The sequence below is a fragment of the Burkholderia reimsis genome (assembly GCF_003294055.1).
In the GTDB taxonomy this organism is placed as follows: domain Bacteria; phylum Pseudomonadota; class Gammaproteobacteria; order Burkholderiales; family Burkholderiaceae; genus Burkholderia; species Burkholderia cepacia.
Genome location: NZ_QMFZ01000031.1, coordinates 42,499 through 60,568 on the forward strand (window position 1 = coordinate 42,499; position 18,070 = coordinate 60,568).

Sequence of the window (18,070 nt, forward strand, 5' to 3'; positions counted from 1 at the left end):
GGCAGGTCACCCGCTTGACAGGCTATCGTTTGTTTTTGTTGAATACAGTCTTTGGTTTGTATTTTGACAATACATGCTGTAGATTGTATTTTCCGATTACAAACGATCGCCTGTCATTCCGCGGAGCGCCCGATGGCCTTTCCTGTCCAGACCCTGACCCAGCTGCGTCCGATACTCGTCGGCTTCCGGAAATCCGCGGGGCTCACGCAGGCGCAATTGGCCGCCCGCCTGGGCGTCACGCAGCAATCCTATGCGCAGCTCGAAGCCAACCCGTCGGCGGTCAGCATCGAGCGGCTCTTCAAGGTGCTGAACGCGCTCGGCGTGCGCATGACGCTCGCGCTGGGCACGCAGGACGCTTCGGCGGCATCGGCCGATCCTGTGCCTGATGCCGATGCCGATGCCGATGCCGCGCCGGCGGTTCGCCAACCCGCCGCGAGCAAACGCAAGCCGGATGCGGCGCGCAGCACCACGGCCGCCAAGAAACCAGCCCGGCCTGCGGCCGCCGCCGCGCGCAAGCGGCCCGCGACGGCGACACCCGGCAAGCCACGGGTTTCGAAGCGGGAGGACTGGTGACGATGGCCACGCGTGCCCGTCACGACCGGCTCGACCTGTGGATGAACGGCATTCCGGTGGGCTACTGGGAAGTCCGGCGCGGCGTCGAGCGCCTCGTCTACCTGCCGGCCTGGCTCGACGATCCACAGGGGCGGCCGCTGTCGCTGTCGCTGCCCTTCACGCCCGGCAACCAGCCGCACCAGGGCGCGATCGTCGCCGATTATTTCGACAACCTGCTGCCGGACAGCGAGCCGATCCGCCGCCGCATCGCGCAGCGTTACCGGCTCCGGTCGACGGCGCCGTTCGAGCTGCTCGCGTCGATCGGCCGCGATTGCGTCGGCGCGATCCAGATGCTGCCGCCCGGCGAAACGCCCATCGATCTCGAGACGATCGACGGCGTGACGCTCGACGATACGGCCGTCGCCGAGGTGCTGCGCCACGCGACCGCCGCGCCGCTGCCCGGCCATGCGGAGCCGGAAGGCGACCTGCGCCTGTCGATTGCCGGCGCCCAGGAAAAGACGGCATTGCTGCGCCAGGGAAACCGCTGGCTGCGGCCGTCGGGCAGCACACCGACGACGCATATCTTCAAGCTGCCGCTCGGGCGTGTCGGGAACATGCAGGCCGACATGCGGACGTCCGTCGAAAACGAATGGCTGTGCGCGAAGCTCGTCGCCGCGTACGGCTTGCCGGTCGCGGCGTGCGACATCGGCCGGTTCGACGACCAGAAGGCGTTGATCGTCGAGCGCTTCGACCGGCGTGCTTCGCGCGACCGCACGTGGATCCTGCGGTTGCCGCAGGAGGACATGTGCCAGGCGACCGGCACGCCGTCGGGCGCGAAATACGAGTCCGACGGCGGCCCGGGCATCGACACGATCATGGGCATCCTCGCCAATTCGGCCGACGCCGCGCCCGACCGGATGAATTTCTTCGTCGCGCAGCTCGTGTTCTGGGTGCTGGCGGCGATCGACGGGCATGCGAAGAACTTCAGCATCGCGCACCTGCCCGGCAACACGTACCGCAGCACGCCGCTGTACGACGTGCTGTCCGCGCATCCGATCATCGGCACGCGCCGCAACCAGCTTCCGCCGCGCCGCGCGCGGCTCGCGATGGCCGTGTGCGGGAAGAACCGGCACTACGTGATCGGCGAGATCCAGCCGCGCCACTGGATCGCGCAGGGCCGGCGCGTCGGCCTGACCGAAGACGACGTGCACGCCGCGATGGCGGCCGTCGTCGCTCGCACGGAACCCGCGATCGCGGAAGCCGCGGCGCAGATCCCGGCGGAATTTCCGGTGGATGTGGCGGATGCGATCTTCGACGGGATGCGTCGTCAGGTCCGCAAGCTCCGGGCAGGCGATCTCGTGTGACGGATCGACGGGAGGCGGTCGGGGTCGGGGCGGGCTTTGGCGTCCGGTGGCGCGCTTCGATGTACTGAATCAGGCGCCCGCCCGGAACGGGTTGTGCCGGGCTCGTCCACCCGGACGATGCGCGCCTGCGCCACCGCCGCACAATGGTCGCCGTGCCCAATCCCGCCCCTCGCCCCCTCATGGAATCCGCCGACCTCACGACCGCGTTCAGCCCGTTGCAGATCGGCCCGCTGACGCTGCGCAACCGCCTGATCAAGTCAGCCACCAACGAGGGCATGACGCCGAACGGCGTGCCGTCGCGCGCGCTCGTCCGTTTTCACGAACGCATCGCCGAAGGCGGCGCCGCGCTGACGACCGTCGCGTACTGCGCGATCAGCGACGACGGACGCACCTTCGTCGACCAGGCACGGCTCGACGTGCCGACGGTCCGCCAGTTCCGCGCGCTGACCGACGCCGTCCATCGCCACGGCGCCGCTGCCTCCGCGCAGATCACGCACGGCGGCTGCTTCACGTTCCTGCCGTCGCTGTCGACCCGACGGCCGTTGAGCGCATCGGGCGGTTTCAACAAGGTCGGCGTGATGAGCGGCCGCTTTCTGAAGCAGGCGATGACGCGCGACCAGATGTCCGCGATCGCCGACGAATTCGCGCAGGCCGCACGCCATGCGCGCGACGCCGGCTTCGATGCGGTCGAGATCCACATGGGGCATGGCTATCTGCTCAGCCAGTTCCTGTCGCCGCTGTACAACCGCCGCCGCGATGCGTACGGCGGCGACGCGGCACGGCGTGCCGCTTTCCCGGCCGAGGTGCTGCGCCGCGTGCTCGACGCGGTGGGCCGCGATCTCGCCGTCGTCTGCAAGATCGGCGTGACCGAGGGCGTGCGCGGCGGCGGAACCGCCGACGACGCATGCGAGATCGCGCGGCGGCTCGAAGCCGAAGGCGCGCACCTGCTCGTGCTCAGCGGCGGGATGAACGTCGAATCGGTGTGGCAGCTGTTTGGCAGCCCGTTGCCCGGCGACGCGCGCGCGAACGCCGACAACGCAATCGTGCGCGCGGCGATGGCGCTGCAGAAACTCACCGAGCCGAAGATGGGCGCGTTTCGCGAGATGTATTTCCTCGAGCACTCGAGGAAGTTGCGCGCGTCCGTCCGGATGCCGCTCGCTTACCTCGGCGGCGTACGTTCGCGCGGGAACGTCGAGCTGGCGATGCGCGAAGGGTTCGATGCGGTCGCGCTCGCCCGCGCGCTCGTGTTCGAGCCGGATTTCGTCAACGGACTGCGCGACGGCCGGCTTGCGCAGTCGGGCTGCACGTCGTGCAACCGTTGTGTCGTGTCGATGTACACGCCGGGCGGCACCGCGTGCGTCCTGCACGAGCCGAACGACCCCGCGCCGAACCGGGTGCCGGCCGCCGGCACGTGAGGCGCGAGGCGGGGCGCGGGACACCCGATGCGGGCGCCGGCGCTGCTCAGCCGGCGTCGCGCGCGCGGGCGAGCGCCGCGAGATTGCCTTCGCCGAACCCGTGGTGCCCCTTGCGCTGCACGATTTCGAAGAAGATCTCGCCGGGCCGGCGCTTGACGAAAGTCTGGAAGAACAGCTTCGGCACGCCGTCGCCGCCGATCTCACCGTCGACCAGCACCGCGCGACGGCGCAGCGCGTCGAGATCGACACCATGCCCCGGCAGCCGCGCGTCGACGTCATCGTAATAGCGGGCCGGCGGCTCGATGAATTCGACGCCGTTCGCCCGCAGCGCATCGACGCAGGACAGGATGTCGTCGGTCGCCAGCGCGACGTGCTGCACGCCCTCGCCCGGATGGTCGGGCAGATACGCGTGCATCAGCTCGGTGCGCCGCGTGCCTTCCTCGTAGACCGGAATCCGCACCGCGCCGCACGGCGACACCATCACACGCGATTCCTCCGACACATGCCAGTGCGCGTCGATTTCGTGGATCTCGCGAAAATGCAGCAGGTCGTGGTAGAAATCCAGCCACTCCCGCATGCGCCCCGCACCGACGGTCTGCGTGAAATGATCGACCTGCTGCAGCCCGACGCCCACGCAGTCGAGATCGGTATGCGCGGTCGCGATGTCGATCGGCCGGAAATCGATGTCGAAGATCGAGATGTCGCCGACGCCGCCCCGCTGGCCGTCGCGCCCGCGCCAGCGGTCGACGAAATAGAGGTGCGAATCGCCGATGCCCTGGATCGCCGGGATCTTCAGCTCGCCGACCCCGACCTTCTCGCCTTCGAACGCCCACGCACCGAGCTCGATCGCCCGCTCGAACGCGCGCCGGGCGCTGGCCACGCGCAGCCCGATCGCGCAGACACCCATCCCGTATTCCTCCGCGTAGCGCGCGGCGAACGAATCGGGCTCGGCGTTGATCAGGAAATGCATCTGACCTTGCCGGTAGAGCGTGACGTTCTTGCTGACATGCCGCGCGATCGCCTTGAACCCGAACTGCTCGAAGCGCTGAGCGAGCGCCTCGGGCACGGGCGCCGCGAATTCGACGAATTCGAGGCCGGCCATCCCGAGCGGATTGGCAGCCGGATCGGCAACGGGCGGCGTATCGCTGGACAGGGGGTGGGAATTGCCGGGCATTCCAGTCTCCGGGGGCATGCGTTCGATGGGGATGGCGCCCGTCGCTGGCGGCAAGCGCGGCCAACGTGGCGACCGCATCCGCTCCGAACGGGCAAGTTCTCAATGCTGCAGATTTTAACCAGATCGTTCACGGCGGCACACCCTGGCCAAACGGGATATCGTCGCACCGCCTAGTGCAAACCCGAAAAGCGTTCGATAATCGCACGGACTTGTACGATAATCGCGCATCTTGTCCGATTGGCCAATTGCCGCCGTACGGCGCGCGCCCTATTCTCCGTTCACTCATCGACTTCAATGCAGCATCGGACGCGGCGCCGCCACGATTCCACGATGCGCCGTGCCAGGAGACACCGCCATGACCCCAACCTTCGACACCCTCGACGCCGCCGCCAGCGCCCGCAGCCAGGCCCGCAAGGCCGCGATCGGCAGCTTCGTCGGCGCCGTTGTCGACTGGTACGACTTCCTGCTGTACGGGATCGTCGCCGCGCTGGTATTCAATTCCGAGTTCTTCCCGAAAGTCAGCCCGACGATGGGCACGCTCGCGGCGTTCGCGACCTTCGGCGTCGGTTTCCTGTTCCGGCCGCTCGGCGGCATCGTGTTCGGCCACTACGGCGACCGGCTCGGCCGCAAGCGGATGCTGGTGCTGACGGTGATGCTGATGGGGCTGTCGACGGTCGCGATCGGCCTGCTGCCGGCATTCTCGACGATCGGCTGGTGGGCACCCGTGCTGCTGGTGCTGATGCGCGCGATCCAGGGTTTCGCGGTCGGCGGCGAATGGGGCGGCGCGGCGCTGATGGCCGTCGAAAGCGCGCCGAAGCAAAAGAAGGCGTTCTACAGCAGCGGCGTGCAGGTCGGCTACGGCGTCGGCCTCGTGCTGGCCACGGGCATCGTGTCGATCCTGAGCCATACGCTCGGCGAGGCCGCGTTCAAGTCGTGGGGCTGGCGCCTGCCGTTCGTGTTCAGCATCGTGCTCGTGCTGATCGGGCTGTGGGTGCGCAAGAACATGGACGAATCGCAGGAGTTCGTCGAGAAGGTCGAGCACGGCAACCGCAAGCTGCGCCTGCCGGTGCTGGAGGCGCTGACGCGCCATCCGAAGGCGTTCCTGCTGATCATTGCGCTGCGGCTCGCCGAGCTGTTCACGATGTACATCGTCACCGCGTTCGCGCTCAGCTATTCGACGACGAACCTCGGCATGTCGCGCGACCTGTTCCTGAACATCGGCCTGCTGGTGGGGGCGGTGAGCTGCGTGACGATCCCGTGTTTCGCATGGCTGGCCGACCGCTACGGCCTGCGCCGCATCTACCTGATCGGCGCGCTGATCGGCGTCGCGTCCGCGGTGCCGTTCTTCCTCGCGCTGGAGGCGCGGTCGATCGCGTGGATCGTGATCTTCTCGATCCTGCTCGCGAACGCTGCGCACGACATGGTCGTGAGCGTCCAGCAGCCGCTGTTCACCGAGCTGTTCGGCGCCGAATACCGCTATAGCGGCGCGGGCGTCGGCTACCAGTTCGCGAGCGTGGTCGGCGGCGGGTTCACGCCGTTCATCGCGGTCGGCCTCGTCAGCGTGGCAGGCGGCTCGTGGCACCTCGTCGCCGGTTATCTCGCGGTGGGCTGCCTGATTTCGCTGATCGTCGCCGCGCGGATGCGGGCAGCGCAGTAACGACCCGATGGCCGGCCCCCACCGTGGCCGGCCGTCACGCAACGCTCGATGGCGGCCGCCAACGGCGTCGCTCGTCGTGCGCGCGACGTCAAACACTGTCAGTTATACGCCCCGATTCCCCCTTTTCCCCTCTGAACATTCCACGCCGCCCGCCGACCAATGGCATCATATGGGCCTACGTCAGTCACCGATACGCCCCCATATCATGTCGAATCTCATCGTCCACGGCGGCACTCCGCTGCGCGGGGACATCAAGCCGTCCGCGAACAAGAACGCCGTCCTGCCGATTCTGTGCGCCACCCTGTTGACCGACCAGCCGTTGCGCCTCATCGGCGTGCCGGACATCACCGACGTGCGCAAGATCCTCGACATCTTCCGCACGCTCGGCAGCGACGTGTCGGTCGACTTCACGACGGGCCTGCTCGAACTCCACCATCGCGACACGAAATTCGATCCGGCCGTCCATCGGCTGCCGGAAGCGATGCGTTCGTCGATCATGCTGATTCCGCCGCTGCTCGCGCGCTTCGGCGTCGCGCGCCTCGAGAACGACGTGAAAGGCTGCACGCTCGGCGTGCGCGAGATCGATCCGCACGTCGAGGTGTTCGAGCGCTTCGGCGCGCACATCGAGCGCACGCCCGATTCGCTGATCGTCCGCACCGATGGCCCGCTGACGGCCAACGATCACTGGCTCGACTACGCGTCGGTGACGACCACCGAAAACTTCGCGCTGTGCGCGACGACCGCGAATGGTACGTCGACGCTGATGAATGCCGCGTCCGAGCCGCACGTGCAGGAGTTCTGCCAGTTCCTCGCGATGATCGGCGTCGCGATCGAGGGGATCGGCACGTCTCGGCTCTGCGTGACGGGCGGCCGCAAGCTCGGCGGCGGCGAGTTCCGCTTCGCCGAGGATTTCCACGAAATCGCGACCTTCCTCGCGCTCGGCGCGATCACCGGCGGCGACATCACGGTACGCAACTCGTCGCCCGAACACTTCCCGCTGATCGACCGCACGTTCGCGAAGTTCGGCGTCAACGTCACGCACCGCGACGGCTGGTCGCGCGCGGAACGCGACGGCCCGCTGCGCGTGCGCCGGCCGTTCACGCAGAACATCCTCACCAAGGTCGAAGCCGCGCCGTGGCCGTACCTGCCGGTCGACCTGCTGCCGATCTTCATCGCGCTCGGCGTGCGCGCGGAAGGCAGCGCGATGTTCTGGAACAAGGTCTACGACGGCGCGCTCGGCTGGTCCGGCGAACTGTCGAAGTTCGGCGCGCACGTGCTGCTGTCCGATCCGCACCGGCTGATCACGTTCGGCGGGCTGCAACTGACGCCGGCCCGCGTCGAGAGCCCGTACATCATCCGCGTCGCGATCGCGCTGCTGATGGTGGCCGCGAGCATCGAAGGCCGTTCGGAAATCATGAATGCGCTGCCGATTCGCCGCGCGCATCCGCATTTCGTCGAGAACCTGCGCTCGGTCGGCGCGAACGTCGAATGGACGAGCAGCGAGTAAGACGCTGAAGGTACGGCGTACGCCACACGAGCGCCGTACCGCCGCCCGCACCCGGTTGGCGGCTGTGTCAGCCGCCTTCTCCCATCTCTCTCCCGCCGCCCGCTCCCCCGTTACTCGCCGCCCCCGCAATCGGCATCGCCGGCGCCCATGTGGTCGAACCCGTAGAGCATCACGGCCGTCGTCCCGCGCGCCGGGTTGCTCGGGCGCTTCGCCAGGCTTTCGTCGAGCGGGGACGACGGATACTGGACACTCGTGTCCATCAGGTTGCCCGGCGCCGAGCGCAACTCCGCGTCGGTCAGCTTGCGCGCTTCCGCGCGCGGCAGCCCGAACGCCTTGCGCACGTCCGCTTCGTTCCAGGTTCCCTTGAGCGTGACGGTGACCATCTGCAGATCGCCGTGCTCCCAGTCCAGTTCGACCTTCGTCGCGAGCGGATGCACGCCGGCCGCGAGCCGGTCGGGGAACACCGGGCCTTCGTAGTAGGCCTTCGTGTTCCCGCACGCATCGCCGGTATTCCGGTACTTCTTCAGCGCGCAATTGAAGCGCTTGTCACGGTAGCCGAAGGTTGTTTCGACGTAACAGCCGAATTTCGGCGACGTCATGCGCGGCCACGCACGCACGTCGACGGCCGGCTTCGGGAGGGGCGTGCCGGACGAGGGATTCGCCGCGGCAAGCAGCGGCACGGCCGCGACGAGCACGGCCAACACGGATTCGCGAATTTTCATTGTTGTGTTCCAGTCGAGGCAGCGATTCTAGCGCGGCTTCGCCAGCGAGATCGTCCCCGCGATGCCGCCGAACAGCGGCAAGGCCTGCGGCATGTCTTCCACACAGGTCGCACACGTCAGGCCGATCCGGTAGTTCGGCGTATCACCGAGCGCCATGTACAGCCTGACGCGCTCATGATTGGGGCCGATCTTCGGCGAATACACGGTTTCCTGCCCCTTCACGCCACCGCCGAGATCGATCGGTGTCACATGCTCGATCACGCCGAAGATCGAAATCGTCGACTCGATCGACGCCTTCAGGTTGGCGATCGCCTCCGGTGAAATTCGCGCGATAATCGCCCACTCACGCGCGATTACCGCGCACCGAGACGCCACCTTCCGACGATGAAAAAGCCCGAACTCGACCGACGCGACTGGATTGCCGGCCTCGAAAAAGGCCTGGCGATCCTCGAGGCATTCGACAGCCAGCACGCGCGCATGACGCCCACCCAGGCCGCCGCGCGCACCGGTCTCACGCGCACGGCCGCGCGGCGCTATCTGCTGACGCTCGAATCGCTCGGCTACGTGTACACCGATGGCAAGCTGTACGGCCTCACCCCGCGCGTGCTGCGGGTCGGCTGGTCGTACTTCGATTCGGCGCGCCTGCCGCGCACGGTCCAGCCCTATCTGCAGCAACTGAGCGCGTCGCTGAACGAATCGGCGTATGTGAGCGTGCTCGACGGCTGGGAGCTCGTGTTCATCGCGCGCAACGGCGTGTCGCGCGTGATGACGACCGGCTTCGTGCTCGGCGCGCGCGTGCCGGCGCCGCTCACGTCGCCGGGCGTCGTGCTGCTTGCCCACCATCCCGATCGCGAAGCCGTGCGCGCATGGCTCGACGACACCGAACTGCCGCCGTTCACGCCGCACACAGTCACCAACAAGGCGCGCCTGCTCGAACAGGTCGACCAGGCACGCGACGCCGGTTTCGCGGCGATCGAACAGCAATTGCAGGTCGGCGTGCGCGGCATCGCGGTGCCGCTGAAGAACCGTCACGGCGAAGTGGTCGCCGCGCTGAGCACGAACATGCCGATCGGTGCGGAGACGACCGACGCAGCCGTGCGGCGCGTGCTGCCGCATCTGCAGGAAGCCGCGCTCGCGATGCTCAACGTGCTGTAGCGACGTGCCGGTACGGGAAAGCCGCGCGCAGCGTCGCGCCCCCGTCACCCGATCCGCCACCACCGCGGCAGCAGATCGCGCACCTCCCGCCGCCGGTAGCGGTCGTCGATCAGATGCACGACGCCTTCGTCGTGCTCGGTGCGGATCACGCGCCCGGCCGCCTGCACGACCTTCTGCAAGCCCGGATACAGGTACATGTAGTCGTAGCCGTTGCCGAAGCGCGCGTCCATCGCACGCCGCATCTGCTCGTTGACGTCGTTGACCTGCGGCAGCCCGAGCGTCGCGATGAACGCGCCGATCAGCCGCTCGCCGACCAGGTCCACGCCTTCCGAGAACGCCCCGCCCAGCACCGCGAAGCCGACGCCGCGCCCGCCCGCGTCGAAGCGCGCGAGAAACGCGTCGCGCTCGCCTTCCGTCATGCCGGGCGCCTGCGCCCAGACGGGCACGTCCGGGTGCCGTGCCTGCATCAGCGCGACCACGCGCCCCAGATAGTCGAAGCTGCTCAGGAACCCGAGGTAGTTGCCGGGCCGCGTCGCGTATTGCGCGGCGATCAGGTCCACGATCGGTTCGAGCGACCGGTCGCGGTCGCGCCAGCGGGTCGACACGTGGCTCGCGACGCGCACCGTCAGCTGCTCGGCGCGGAACGGCCCGTCGACGTCGAGCCAGCCCGTGTCGCCGGGCAACCCGAGCGTGTCGCGGTAGAAATGAAACGGACTCAGCGTGCCCGAGAAAAGCACGGTCGCGCACGCGGCTTCGTAGCGCGGCGCGAGAAAGCCGGCCGGAATCACGTTGCGCACGCAGAGCGTCGACTGGACGCGGCGCCGGCGGCCGGCCGACGCAACGCCGTCGAGCGCCGGCTGGCGCGGCATCGGTTCGCCGTGCAGCGTCGCGTCGAAGATCGACGCGCTGTCGAACGCTTCGGCAAGCACGCCGAACTGGATCGCCTCGAAATGAAACCGCAGCAGCGCGTCGCCGTTCGCGCGCGGCGCGTCGGCCAGGTGCTCGCCGACCGCCGCGACGAGGTTCTGCAACGCCGACACGATCGGGCCCGGTATCTCCGGATACGCGGCATAACGCTCGGCCTGCGCGCGATTGACCGTGCCCCACGCGCGGGCAAGCCGGTCGAAGGCCTTGCGCAGCGCGGCGGGTGCGGCCTCGCGCGCGGCCGCGAATGCGAACGGATCGAGCGATGCGCTGTACATCTTGCGCGCACGATCGAGCAGGTTGTGCGCTTCGTCGACGAGCACGCCGACGCGCCACTGGTTCTGCTGCGCGAGCGTGTGCAGCATCGCGCTGCCGTCGTAGTAGTAGTTGTAGTCGCCGATCACCATGTCGGACCAGCGCGCGAGTTCCTGCGACAGGTAATACGGGCAGACGTCGTGCGCGAGCGCAGCCGCGCGCACGGTGTCGCGGTCGAGCAGCCCGGCCTCGATCGCCGCGTCGCGCGCGGCCGGCAGCCGGTCGTAGAAACCCTTCGCAAGCGGGCACGACTCGCCGTGGCACGCACTGTCGGGATGCTCGCACGCCTTGTCGCGCGCAACGAGTTCCAGCACGCGCAGCGGCAGCGCGGGCGTGCCGGCGCCGAGCGTCGCCGCCGCTTCGAGCGCGAGCGCGCGGCCGGGCGTTTTCGCGGTCAGGAAGTACACGCGGTCGAGTTCGCCCTCGCCGCAGGCCTTCAGCAGCGGAAACACGGTGCCGAGCGTCTTGCCGATGCCGGTCGGCGCCTGCGCCATCAGGCAACGATCGTCGCGGGCCGCGCGGTAGACGGCCACTGCCAGCTCGCGCTGGCCGCTGCGGAACTGCCCGTGCGGAAACGCGAGCGCGCGCAGCGCCGCGTCACGCGCCGCGCGATGCGCCGTCTCGCGTTCGGCCCAGCCGACGAAGCAGGCGCACTGCTCGGCGAAGAACGCGGCGAGCTCTGCCGCCCCCAGCGTTTGCGTCAGCACCGTCTCGCGCTCGGACACGATGTCGAAATAGACGAGCGCGACGTCGATTTCCGCGAGATCGCGCGCGTTGCACATCAGGTGCGCGTAGACCTTCGCCTGCGCCCAGTGCAGCGCGCGGTGGTTGGCCGGCATCGCGTCGAGGCTGCCGCGGAAGGTCTTGATTTCCTCGAGGCGGTTCGCCACCGGATCGTAGCCGTCCGCGCGGCCGCGCACGGTGAGCGTGTCCCACGTGCCCGTCAGCGCGATCTCGGTTTCGTAGCGTGCGCCGCGGTTCGACGTGACCGCGCCGTGGCCGGCGATGCCTTCGAGCGCGGTGGGCGCGGGCGTGAAGCGCAGGTCGAGATCGCCGCGCCGCGCGGTGAACTCGCACATCGCCCGCACCGCGACGACGTAGCTCATGCGGACAGGCCCGCCGCTTCGACGGGCGCGACGTCCGCGCCGGCCCACTCGACATCGATCACGCGCACCGGAATGCCGTGCGCGACGCAGTATGCGAGCCAGCGCGTCTGGTTGTCCTGCAGGCGGTCGCCTGGGCCTTTCACCTCGACGAGTTCGTAGCGGCGCTCGCCGGGCCAGAAGCGGACGAGATCGGGCAACCCCGAACGGTTGCTGCGGATATCCGCGAGCAGGCGCGTGAACCACAACCGCAGATGTTCCGGCGGCAGGCACGCAAGCGCCTCGTCGAGCAGTGCGTCGCTCAGCACGCCCCAGAACACGAACGGGGATTGCAGCCCTGCCTTCGTCGCGAAATGCCGGCGAATCGTCTCGCGATAAGCGCCCGAATCGAGTTGCGCGAAGCACGCGGCGAATGCGTCCGCACGGCGCACGGCGAAATCGGGCGCGTGCAGGTCGGCCGGGCCGCGCTGGAACGGATGGAAGAACGCGCCGGGTACCGCGGCGAACACGGGTTCCCAGCACAGCAGCCCGAACAGCGAATTGATCAGCGTGTTCTCGACGTAATGGACCGGCGAAGCCGGTAGCGCGAGATGGTCGCGCACCGCGAATTCGACACTGACGAACGCATCGGGGCGCGCGAGCACGAGCGTTTCGCGCGGCACGTCCGCCGCCGGGGCCGCGCGTTCGACGCGCTGGCCGAGCCGGCGCTGCAGGCGCGGCAGCATGCGCTCGACACGCTGGCGCTCCTCGTCGCTCTCGAAACTGCCGCGCGCCTCGAGCGCCAGCGCGAGCGCATCGTCGTCACGCCCGCAGCGTTCGAGCACGCGGATGCGCCGATGGCGGCTGCCCGGCCAGGCGCTGCGCACATACGCGTCGAGCGCGCCGGCCCAGTCCGCACGGCGCTCGCACGTCTGCCCGAGGGCGAACAGCAGCTTCGCGCGACGCGTCGCGAGCCAGGGCTGCGCGCAGCCGACCGCATCGATCGCGCGCACCAGGTCGTCGAACGGCAGATCGTCGGGCCAAGCGTCGAGCGCATCGCGGCACGTCTGCAGCGCGAGATACGCGTCGACGTCGCCGCGCTGCTGGAACGCGCGCGACGACGGCGCGATCGGCACGCTTTCGTACTGGAACACGCCGAGATCGGCGAGCACGAATTCGCTCCAGTCCTGGTGGAGATTGCCGAAGAACATCAGGCGCAGCCGGTCGCACAGCGCGCCGACCGTCACGCGCAGCACGCGGTCGCCGGCCTGCGCGCACCACGCGTCGAGCGGTTGCGCGATATCGTGCGCGGGCCGCAGCCGTTCGAGCCACTCGGGCTTGCGCTCGCCCGCGTGCGCGGCGAGTGCCGGGAAGATACGCAGCAGATCGGCCTTGGTCGACAGCGCGAACAGTTCGTCGAGCGTCAGCACGGGGGCCGGATCGACCCAGCCGAGTTCGACGAGCGGCGCGGCCGCGTCGAGCGCGCAGCCGATTTCGTCGTACACGAGCTTGCTCGCGCGGAAATCGGACCCGTTGCGCATCAGCATCCGGACGAGCAGCGCGCGCGACGCCTGCGGCAGCGCGGCGAACTGCCGGACGAACGCGTGCTCGTGCGCATCGAACAGGTCGTCGTAACGCGCGCCGAGCCAGGCCAGCGCGCGTTCGAAATTGGTCAGGTAGTAAAACGCCGGGGGCGTCGGCGAAGCAGGCGTCACGGGGATCGATCACTGTACATTTGTACAGGTCGGAATCATATCAAATGTGACGGGAAATGCCGCTGCCCCGATCGCCTCCCTGCTGCCCGGCCGTGCTCAGAACTGGTAGTTCACCGACATGTCGAACACGCCGTTGGTCGACTGCTGCGTGATCGGGCTGCGCGCGGCGCGGCCGACGAGCTGCTCGATCGCGCCGTCGATCGTGATGAACCAGTGCTTGTTCACGAACCAGGCCATGGTCACGCCCGCACCGTACGACTTGATCCCGGCCCCCGACGAATACGCCGGCAGCCCCGAACGCGCGGCGGCTCCCTGGTTCACGCCGAACCAGCTGTTCATGTAGCGCGAATCGGCGAACGACACGGTCGGCCCCGCGAACCAGAAGAAATGCTCGTTGCTGCCCGGCAGCGGCATGTACGCGGAGAAATCGCCGACCCAGCCGTTCGAGCCGCCGATGCTGCGCCGGATATCCGCGCGCAGCACGAGCGGAAACTCCTTCGAGATCACGTAATCGGCCGCCAGTTTCATCACCGGTGCCGCGTTGATGTTGTCGAGGCCGTTCAGGTGCTGGATATCGTCGGCCGAACGGCGCCCGAGGTCGTAACCGACGGACAGGCTCACGCGCCAGTTCGGCCCGCGCAGCACGTTCGCGCCGAGCCCCTCGCCCGTCGACAGGAAGAACAGGTCGCGATAGCGGATGTCGAGGTTCGGGCCGCCCATCACGCGATAGCGGTCGGAGCCCGCATAGCGCGGCTGCAGCGTCATCGCGGCGCCCACGCTGATATTCCACGTGGAAATGTTCGGGTCGAACAGTTTTTCGAGCGGCACACCCGCCGAGTATTGCCACTCGCCGAGCGGCGAAGGCGTCTGGGCCGACGCATCGCGGGTGCCGGCCGCGGCAAGCGCCGCGCATGCCGACAGGCCGGAAACGAACCGGCGTGCGCCGGGTGACAGCAACAGGCGAGCAACTGTGGCCAAGGTGGTCTCCGTCGGTTGCGTGAAACGAACCTGAGGGGAAGCGCAACGCGCCTCTTCGGCCGCAGCGGCTGCCAGGCTGCGGCGCGAACGTAGCGTGTGCTGAATTAACGGACATCCTACGCGACGCGCACGCAGACGCAAAGCGCCCGCTGCGCGCGGGCACTTTGCCCCGCGCGGGGATAGCGGCGAAGCAGGGACGAATCAGAATCGTTCGACGTGATAGTCGCCCGCCAGCGTGGCCGGGCTGCGTGATGACATCATCCGCGAGAAGCCGTCGGCGAGCCGACCGAGCGCCAGCTGCTTCTGGCTCGCATCCCAGTGCGTATAGGTGTCGTACGCGGCATCGTCGAACGACACGGTGACGGCAACCGGGCGCCCGCTGGCGCGAAAGCCGATCTGCAGCACGCCGCCCGGCAGTTCCTCGATGTGATAGCGCAGCGAACGCGATTCGAAATAGCGGCCCAGCACCTGAGCGATCGCGCGCTTGTCTGGCGATTGCACGTGAATGTCCATGACGGTCCTCCTTTTCAAGGTTCGCGCGGCCGGTCGCGGCGCACCGCTTCCGCCCGGCATCCGCATCGGCGGCGGGTTCGACGGCGGGTCGCCCTGCGGCAGCCCGTCAGGCACCGGCGGGTCGACCGGATCGTCGTGTCCGGGCGGCGGCGGGTCCGGGTCGACGTCGGGAGTCGTCGGCTCGGGGCGGTGCAGCATGGATGGTGTCTTCATGTCGCTCCTGCGCGGCGGCGTGCGCATTTCGATGGCGCGGCGAGCGCGCAAGCAGCATGCCTGCTGTCGTGCCGCGCCCGTCGGCGGCTTCGCTCAGTCGTCGCAGGCCGCCATCACCAGCCACATCGTGCGTCCTTCCGCGGTCAGCCGCACCGCGAGCGCGTACGGGTCGGACGGCGCGCATTGCCCGACGAGCGCCCGCTGCGCGCGCGCCGGGCTGTCGTAGACGGTACGGTTCAGTTCGCGCACCTCCTCCTTGCCGTCGAACATGCGCCGCTCGGGCCGGTAGACCAGCGATTCGCGTTTCCACGTGTCGAAGCGCTCGCGCACGTGACCGAAATCGCCGCCGCATACGTTCGCGTCGTAACGTATCCTTTCCCTGGATGCATCCATCACGTTGTCCTCTCGTCCCCGCCGACGGCGCGTGCCTCGTGGCCGCGCCCGTCCGCCGCCCCCGGCGCGCAAGCGCCGTACCGCCGATGCATGACGGGCACGGCGCTTGCGCCTTCAATCGTCATCAAGGAGGTTCGACCATGACCGTTCACGCCCCCGGCCGCCACCACGCCGTGCCACCGGCTGCCGGACTGCTCTGGCTCGCCACGTCGCGCCCGCCGTCGAAAGACAAGACGGAGGAGCGCATCGACGAGGGACTCGAGGAGACGTTTCCGGCCAGCGACCCGCCCGCCGTTGGCGGCGCGACCCGTATCGACCCTGCCAGGCCGTCCGGCGAGCACGAACGCCGCGCGCCGCACGTTCCTTCCCCGCCCCGCGATCACGGCTGACGGCGGCACCCGGCTCGCGCTGCGCGGCGGCGCAGCGGCGCGCCGGAGCAATCCGGAGTTGATCTGATGAAACGCCTTGAACGCAGATGGCATGAAATCAGCGGCGCCGCCGGCGTCGCGGCGCTGGCGGCAATCGAAAGCGCAGTGGTGCTCGCGATCGTCGCGATGACGGGCATCGGCCACTGACACCCTGTACGGCCCGTTCGCGGCTTGCGCCGTGGAAGATGTACAAGCGGGCTGGCAAATTTCTCCGTCGCAGGGCCGTCGAGGCCCGGAGTGTGTCCCGGCGTGTGCCCCGGCATGTGAGTTACGCGCGCGGCACGCCATCTGCTTGCACATCGTCCCGCTCACGAAGGAGGCTTCATGTATCGCGTCACCGAGATCATGTCGCGCGACGTGGTGTGCGTCGCGCCGACCGACACGATTCGCCACGCGGCCGAGCTGATGCGGCGCTTCGATATCGGCGTACTGCCCGTTTGCGACGGCGACGAACTCGTCGCGATCGTGACCGACCGCGACCTTGCGGTGCGCGGGCTGTCGCACGGCCATTCGTTCGATACGCCGGTGCAGGCGGTTGCGTCGAGGCCCGTGCAATGGTGCGTCGAGGACGACGGTGTCGGCGACGTCCAGCAGCGGATGGCCGACGTGCAGCTGCATCGATTGCCGGTACTCGACCGTCACCGGCGGCTGGTCGGCATGGTGTCGCTCGGCGACATCGCGACGCGCGCGGGCGGCCCCGAGCGCGACGAACTGGCCAATACGCTCGAGGACGTGTCGCTGCCGCGCCGGCGCTGACCGGCGCCGTTCATATCGGCGACCCGCCCGGGTGCCCGGGTGCCGTTTCGACCAGGAGGTGTTCGATGACAACCGACAGACCGTCGCGCGACGACACGCGCATCGTCGGCAACGACCGCCGCACGGCCGGCGGCGGGCCGGGGCCCGACGTGATGGCCGCCCGCACGCTCGAAGGCGATCGCGTGCTGACGATGGACGGCGACGACATCGGCCAGATCGACGACATCATGCTCGACGTGCGTTCCGGCCGCATCGCGTATGCGGTCGTTTCGTCACGCAGCCAGCCGGGGATCGGCGACAAGCTGCTCGCGGTGCCGTGGAACGTCCTCGTGCTCGACGTCGAGCGCCAATGCTTCGTGCTGCCCGTGGCCACCGAACGGGTGCGCGAAGCCCCCGGCTTCGACAGGAATCGCTGGCCGGCAATGGCCGATCCGGACTGGGCCGAGGCGCTGCACGCGTACTACGGCAGTTCGCCGTACTGGCTCATCGAGGAAGGCGAAACGGCGCTCGACTCGCCGCCGTACGAGGCGTCGCCGGAAGGTCCGGAAGGTACGAAAGGCGGCAAGCGGTAACGCGATCGTCGGTCACGCCGGTCAGTGCGCGGCCGCCACCGTCCGTTCGAGTTGCCGGGCGGCCGCCAGATGCGCGTTGAGCATCGGCAGCGTGTTGGCCGCGAACGCGCGAAGCTGCGGATCGCGGCCGTTCCGTGCCTCCGCTTCGTAGAGACGGATCGCCGCTTCATGCGCGCGCGGGCCCGCCAGCGCGACATAGGCCGTGTCGAACGCGCGCCCATCCCTGGTTCTCAATGCCGTGACGGCCGGATCGACGAGCATCCGCGACTGCACCGGCAGGCCCTTGGCCGCCCCGAGTTGCTGCAATTCGCCGGCGATCCGTCGATGATCGTCGACCATCCGGCGCGCGAACGCCTTCACGTCCGGGTTCGACGAGCGGTCGAGCGCGAGCTGGCTGGCCTGCCGCTCCACCTTGCCGATCATGCCGGCCTTGTCGACGAACTCGGCGTCGATACCGGTCGGCCGCTGCGTCATGCCGGCCTCGTCGGCCGTCGTGCCGGGGCGGATCACACCGGGCCCGACCTGCGCCGACGAAGCGGGCGACGCCTGGGCCGGCGGGAACGCGGCGGCCAGCAGGCCGACGGCCGCGGCCAGCACGGCCGCCGCCGGCCGGCGGGTTCGGTTCGCTTTCATCG

At 68.8% G+C, this 18,070-nt stretch carries 18 protein-coding genes; 9 read left to right on the top strand and 9 right to left on the bottom strand.

Annotated elements, in window-relative coordinates; all coding sequences use genetic code 11:
* Positions 1-132: 132 nt before the first annotated feature.
* From DPV79_RS29575 to DPV79_RS29585, 3 genes are all read left to right on the top strand, one after another.
* A complete protein-coding gene (locus DPV79_RS29575) occupies positions 133-573 on the top strand; it encodes a helix-turn-helix transcriptional regulator (protein ID WP_113047139.1) in 441 nt (146 codons plus the stop codon).
* Between the two features lie 2 nt (positions 574-575).
* The gene (locus DPV79_RS29580) at positions 576-1,916 is read left to right on the top strand and encodes a type II toxin-antitoxin system HipA family toxin (RefSeq protein ID WP_113047140.1); all 1,341 of its coding nucleotides are present in this window, start codon (positions 576-578) and stop codon (positions 1,914-1,916) included.
* Positions 1,917-2,095: 179 nt separating this feature from the next.
* A complete protein-coding gene (locus tag DPV79_RS29585; RefSeq protein WP_113047141.1) occupies positions 2,096-3,331 on the top strand; it encodes an NADH:flavin oxidoreductase in 1,236 nt (411 codons plus the stop codon).
* A 46-nt stretch (positions 3,332-3,377) separates the two neighbouring features.
* Here the strand turns inward: DPV79_RS29585 and DPV79_RS29590 are convergent, their stop codons facing one another.
* A complete protein-coding gene (locus DPV79_RS29590) occupies positions 3,378-4,505 on the bottom strand; it encodes a 4-hydroxyphenylpyruvate dioxygenase family protein (protein WP_059683518.1) in 1,128 nt (375 codons plus the stop codon).
* 355 nt (positions 4,506-4,860) lie between these two features.
* On the opposite strand from DPV79_RS29590, the gene shiA reads away from it, so the two are divergent.
* Together shiA and DPV79_RS29605 are read left to right on the top strand one after the other, a co-directional pair.
* Positions 4,861-6,162: a shikimate transporter gene (gene shiA, locus DPV79_RS29600; RefSeq protein WP_113047142.1), complete on the top strand. Its 1,302-nt coding sequence runs from the start codon at positions 4,861-4,863 to the stop codon at positions 6,160-6,162.
* A 205-nt stretch (positions 6,163-6,367) separates the two neighbouring features.
* Positions 6,368-7,669, top strand: coding sequence for a UDP-N-acetylglucosamine 1-carboxyvinyltransferase (locus tag DPV79_RS29605; RefSeq protein WP_027791585.1), 1,302 nt, complete (start codon positions 6,368-6,370; stop codon positions 7,667-7,669).
* 110 nt (positions 7,670-7,779) lie between these two features.
* Here DPV79_RS29605 and DPV79_RS29610 read toward each other — a convergent pair whose 3' ends face one another.
* Entirely contained in the window at positions 7,780-8,391 is a 612-nt protein-coding gene (locus tag DPV79_RS29610; protein ID WP_113047143.1) for a hypothetical protein, read from the bottom strand.
* Positions 8,392-8,418: 27 nt separating this feature from the next.
* Complete coding sequence (locus DPV79_RS29615) at positions 8,419-8,766, bottom strand: hypothetical protein (protein ID WP_113047144.1); 348 nt, start codon at positions 8,764-8,766, stop codon at positions 8,419-8,421.
* A gap of 9 nt (positions 8,767-8,775) precedes the next feature.
* On the opposite strand from DPV79_RS29615, the gene DPV79_RS29620 reads away from it, so the two are divergent.
* Positions 8,776-9,546 carry an IclR family transcriptional regulator domain-containing protein gene (locus tag DPV79_RS29620; RefSeq protein WP_021162744.1) on the top strand — a complete coding sequence of 257 codons (771 nt, stop codon included), beginning with the start codon at positions 8,776-8,778 and terminating at the stop codon, positions 9,544-9,546.
* 44 nt (positions 9,547-9,590) lie between these two features.
* Here the strand turns inward: DPV79_RS29620 and DPV79_RS29625 are convergent, their stop codons facing one another.
* The 5 genes from DPV79_RS29625 to DPV79_RS29645 form a co-directional block, all read right to left on the bottom strand.
* Positions 9,591-11,891: an ATP-dependent DNA helicase gene (locus tag DPV79_RS29625; protein WP_113047145.1), complete on the bottom strand. Its 2,301-nt coding sequence runs from the start codon at positions 11,889-11,891 to the stop codon at positions 9,591-9,593.
* Positions 11,888-13,582 carry a VRR-NUC domain-containing protein gene (locus DPV79_RS29630; RefSeq protein WP_113047146.1) on the bottom strand — a complete coding sequence of 565 codons (1,695 nt, stop codon included), beginning with the start codon at positions 13,580-13,582 and terminating at the stop codon, positions 11,888-11,890. The genes DPV79_RS29625 and DPV79_RS29630 overlap by 4 nt, the downstream gene beginning before the upstream one ends.
* A gap of 96 nt (positions 13,583-13,678) precedes the next feature.
* Positions 13,679-14,560 (bottom strand): MipA/OmpV family protein, encoded by an 882-nt coding sequence (locus DPV79_RS29635; RefSeq protein WP_021162747.1) that lies wholly within the window; start codon positions 14,558-14,560, stop codon positions 13,679-13,681.
* 201 nt (positions 14,561-14,761) lie between these two features.
* Positions 14,762-15,073, bottom strand: coding sequence for an ATP-binding protein (locus DPV79_RS29640; RefSeq protein ID WP_111943579.1), 312 nt, complete (start codon positions 15,071-15,073; stop codon positions 14,762-14,764).
* A gap of 306 nt (positions 15,074-15,379) precedes the next feature.
* Complete coding sequence (locus DPV79_RS29645) at positions 15,380-15,679, bottom strand: hypothetical protein (protein WP_113047147.1); 300 nt, start codon at positions 15,677-15,679, stop codon at positions 15,380-15,382.
* Positions 15,680-15,819: 140 nt separating this feature from the next.
* On the opposite strand from DPV79_RS29645, the gene DPV79_RS29650 reads away from it, so the two are divergent.
* From DPV79_RS29650 to DPV79_RS29660, 3 genes are all read left to right on the top strand, one after another.
* Positions 15,820-16,068, top strand: a complete 249-nt coding sequence (locus tag DPV79_RS29650) for a hypothetical protein (RefSeq protein ID WP_021162008.1) — start codon at positions 15,820-15,822, stop codon at positions 16,066-16,068.
* A gap of 363 nt (positions 16,069-16,431) precedes the next feature.
* Positions 16,432-16,863: a CBS domain-containing protein gene (locus DPV79_RS29655; RefSeq protein WP_027791577.1), complete on the top strand. Its 432-nt coding sequence runs from the start codon at positions 16,432-16,434 to the stop codon at positions 16,861-16,863.
* A 65-nt stretch (positions 16,864-16,928) separates the two neighbouring features.
* Entirely contained in the window at positions 16,929-17,435 is a 507-nt protein-coding gene (locus DPV79_RS29660) for a PRC-barrel domain-containing protein (protein ID WP_113047148.1), read from the top strand.
* 21 nt (positions 17,436-17,456) lie between these two features.
* Here the strand turns inward: DPV79_RS29660 and DPV79_RS29665 are convergent, their stop codons facing one another.
* Entirely contained in the window at positions 17,457-18,068 is a 612-nt protein-coding gene (locus tag DPV79_RS29665) for a DUF4142 domain-containing protein (protein ID WP_113047149.1), read from the bottom strand.
* Positions 18,069-18,070 lie beyond the last annotated feature (2 nt).

Coding starts and splice junctions, on each gene's coding strand:
- DPV79_RS29575 (WP_113047139.1), top strand. CDS start 133: ATGGCCTTTCCTGTCCAGACCCTGACCCAGCTGCGTCCGATACTCGTC.
- DPV79_RS29580 (WP_113047140.1), top strand. CDS start 576: ATGGCCACGCGTGCCCGTCACGACCGGCTCGACCTGTGGATGAACGGC.
- DPV79_RS29585 (WP_113047141.1), top strand. CDS start 2,096: ATGGAATCCGCCGACCTCACGACCGCGTTCAGCCCGTTGCAGATCGGC.
- DPV79_RS29590 (WP_059683518.1), bottom strand. CDS start 4,505: ATGCCCGGCAATTCCCACCCCCTGTCCAGCGATACGCCGCCCGTTGCC.
- shiA (WP_113047142.1), top strand. CDS start 4,861: ATGACCCCAACCTTCGACACCCTCGACGCCGCCGCCAGCGCCCGCAGC.
- DPV79_RS29605 (WP_027791585.1), top strand. CDS start 6,368: ATGTCGAATCTCATCGTCCACGGCGGCACTCCGCTGCGCGGGGACATC.
- DPV79_RS29610 (WP_113047143.1), bottom strand. CDS start 8,391: ATGAAAATTCGCGAATCCGTGTTGGCCGTGCTCGTCGCGGCCGTGCCG.
- DPV79_RS29620 (WP_021162744.1), top strand. CDS start 8,776: ATGAAAAAGCCCGAACTCGACCGACGCGACTGGATTGCCGGCCTCGAA.
- DPV79_RS29625 (WP_113047145.1), bottom strand. CDS start 11,891: ATGAGCTACGTCGTCGCGGTGCGGGCGATGTGCGAGTTCACCGCGCGG.
- DPV79_RS29640 (WP_111943579.1), bottom strand. CDS start 15,073: ATGGACATTCACGTGCAATCGCCAGACAAGCGCGCGATCGCTCAGGTG.
- DPV79_RS29645 (WP_113047147.1), bottom strand. CDS start 15,679: ATGGATGCATCCAGGGAAAGGATACGTTACGACGCGAACGTATGCGGC.
- DPV79_RS29650 (WP_021162008.1), top strand. CDS start 15,820: ATGACCGTTCACGCCCCCGGCCGCCACCACGCCGTGCCACCGGCTGCC.
- DPV79_RS29655 (WP_027791577.1), top strand. CDS start 16,432: ATGTATCGCGTCACCGAGATCATGTCGCGCGACGTGGTGTGCGTCGCG.
- DPV79_RS29660 (WP_113047148.1), top strand. CDS start 16,929: ATGACAACCGACAGACCGTCGCGCGACGACACGCGCATCGTCGGCAAC.
- DPV79_RS29665 (WP_113047149.1), bottom strand. CDS start 18,068: ATGAAAGCGAACCGAACCCGCCGGCCGGCGGCGGCCGTGCTGGCCGCG.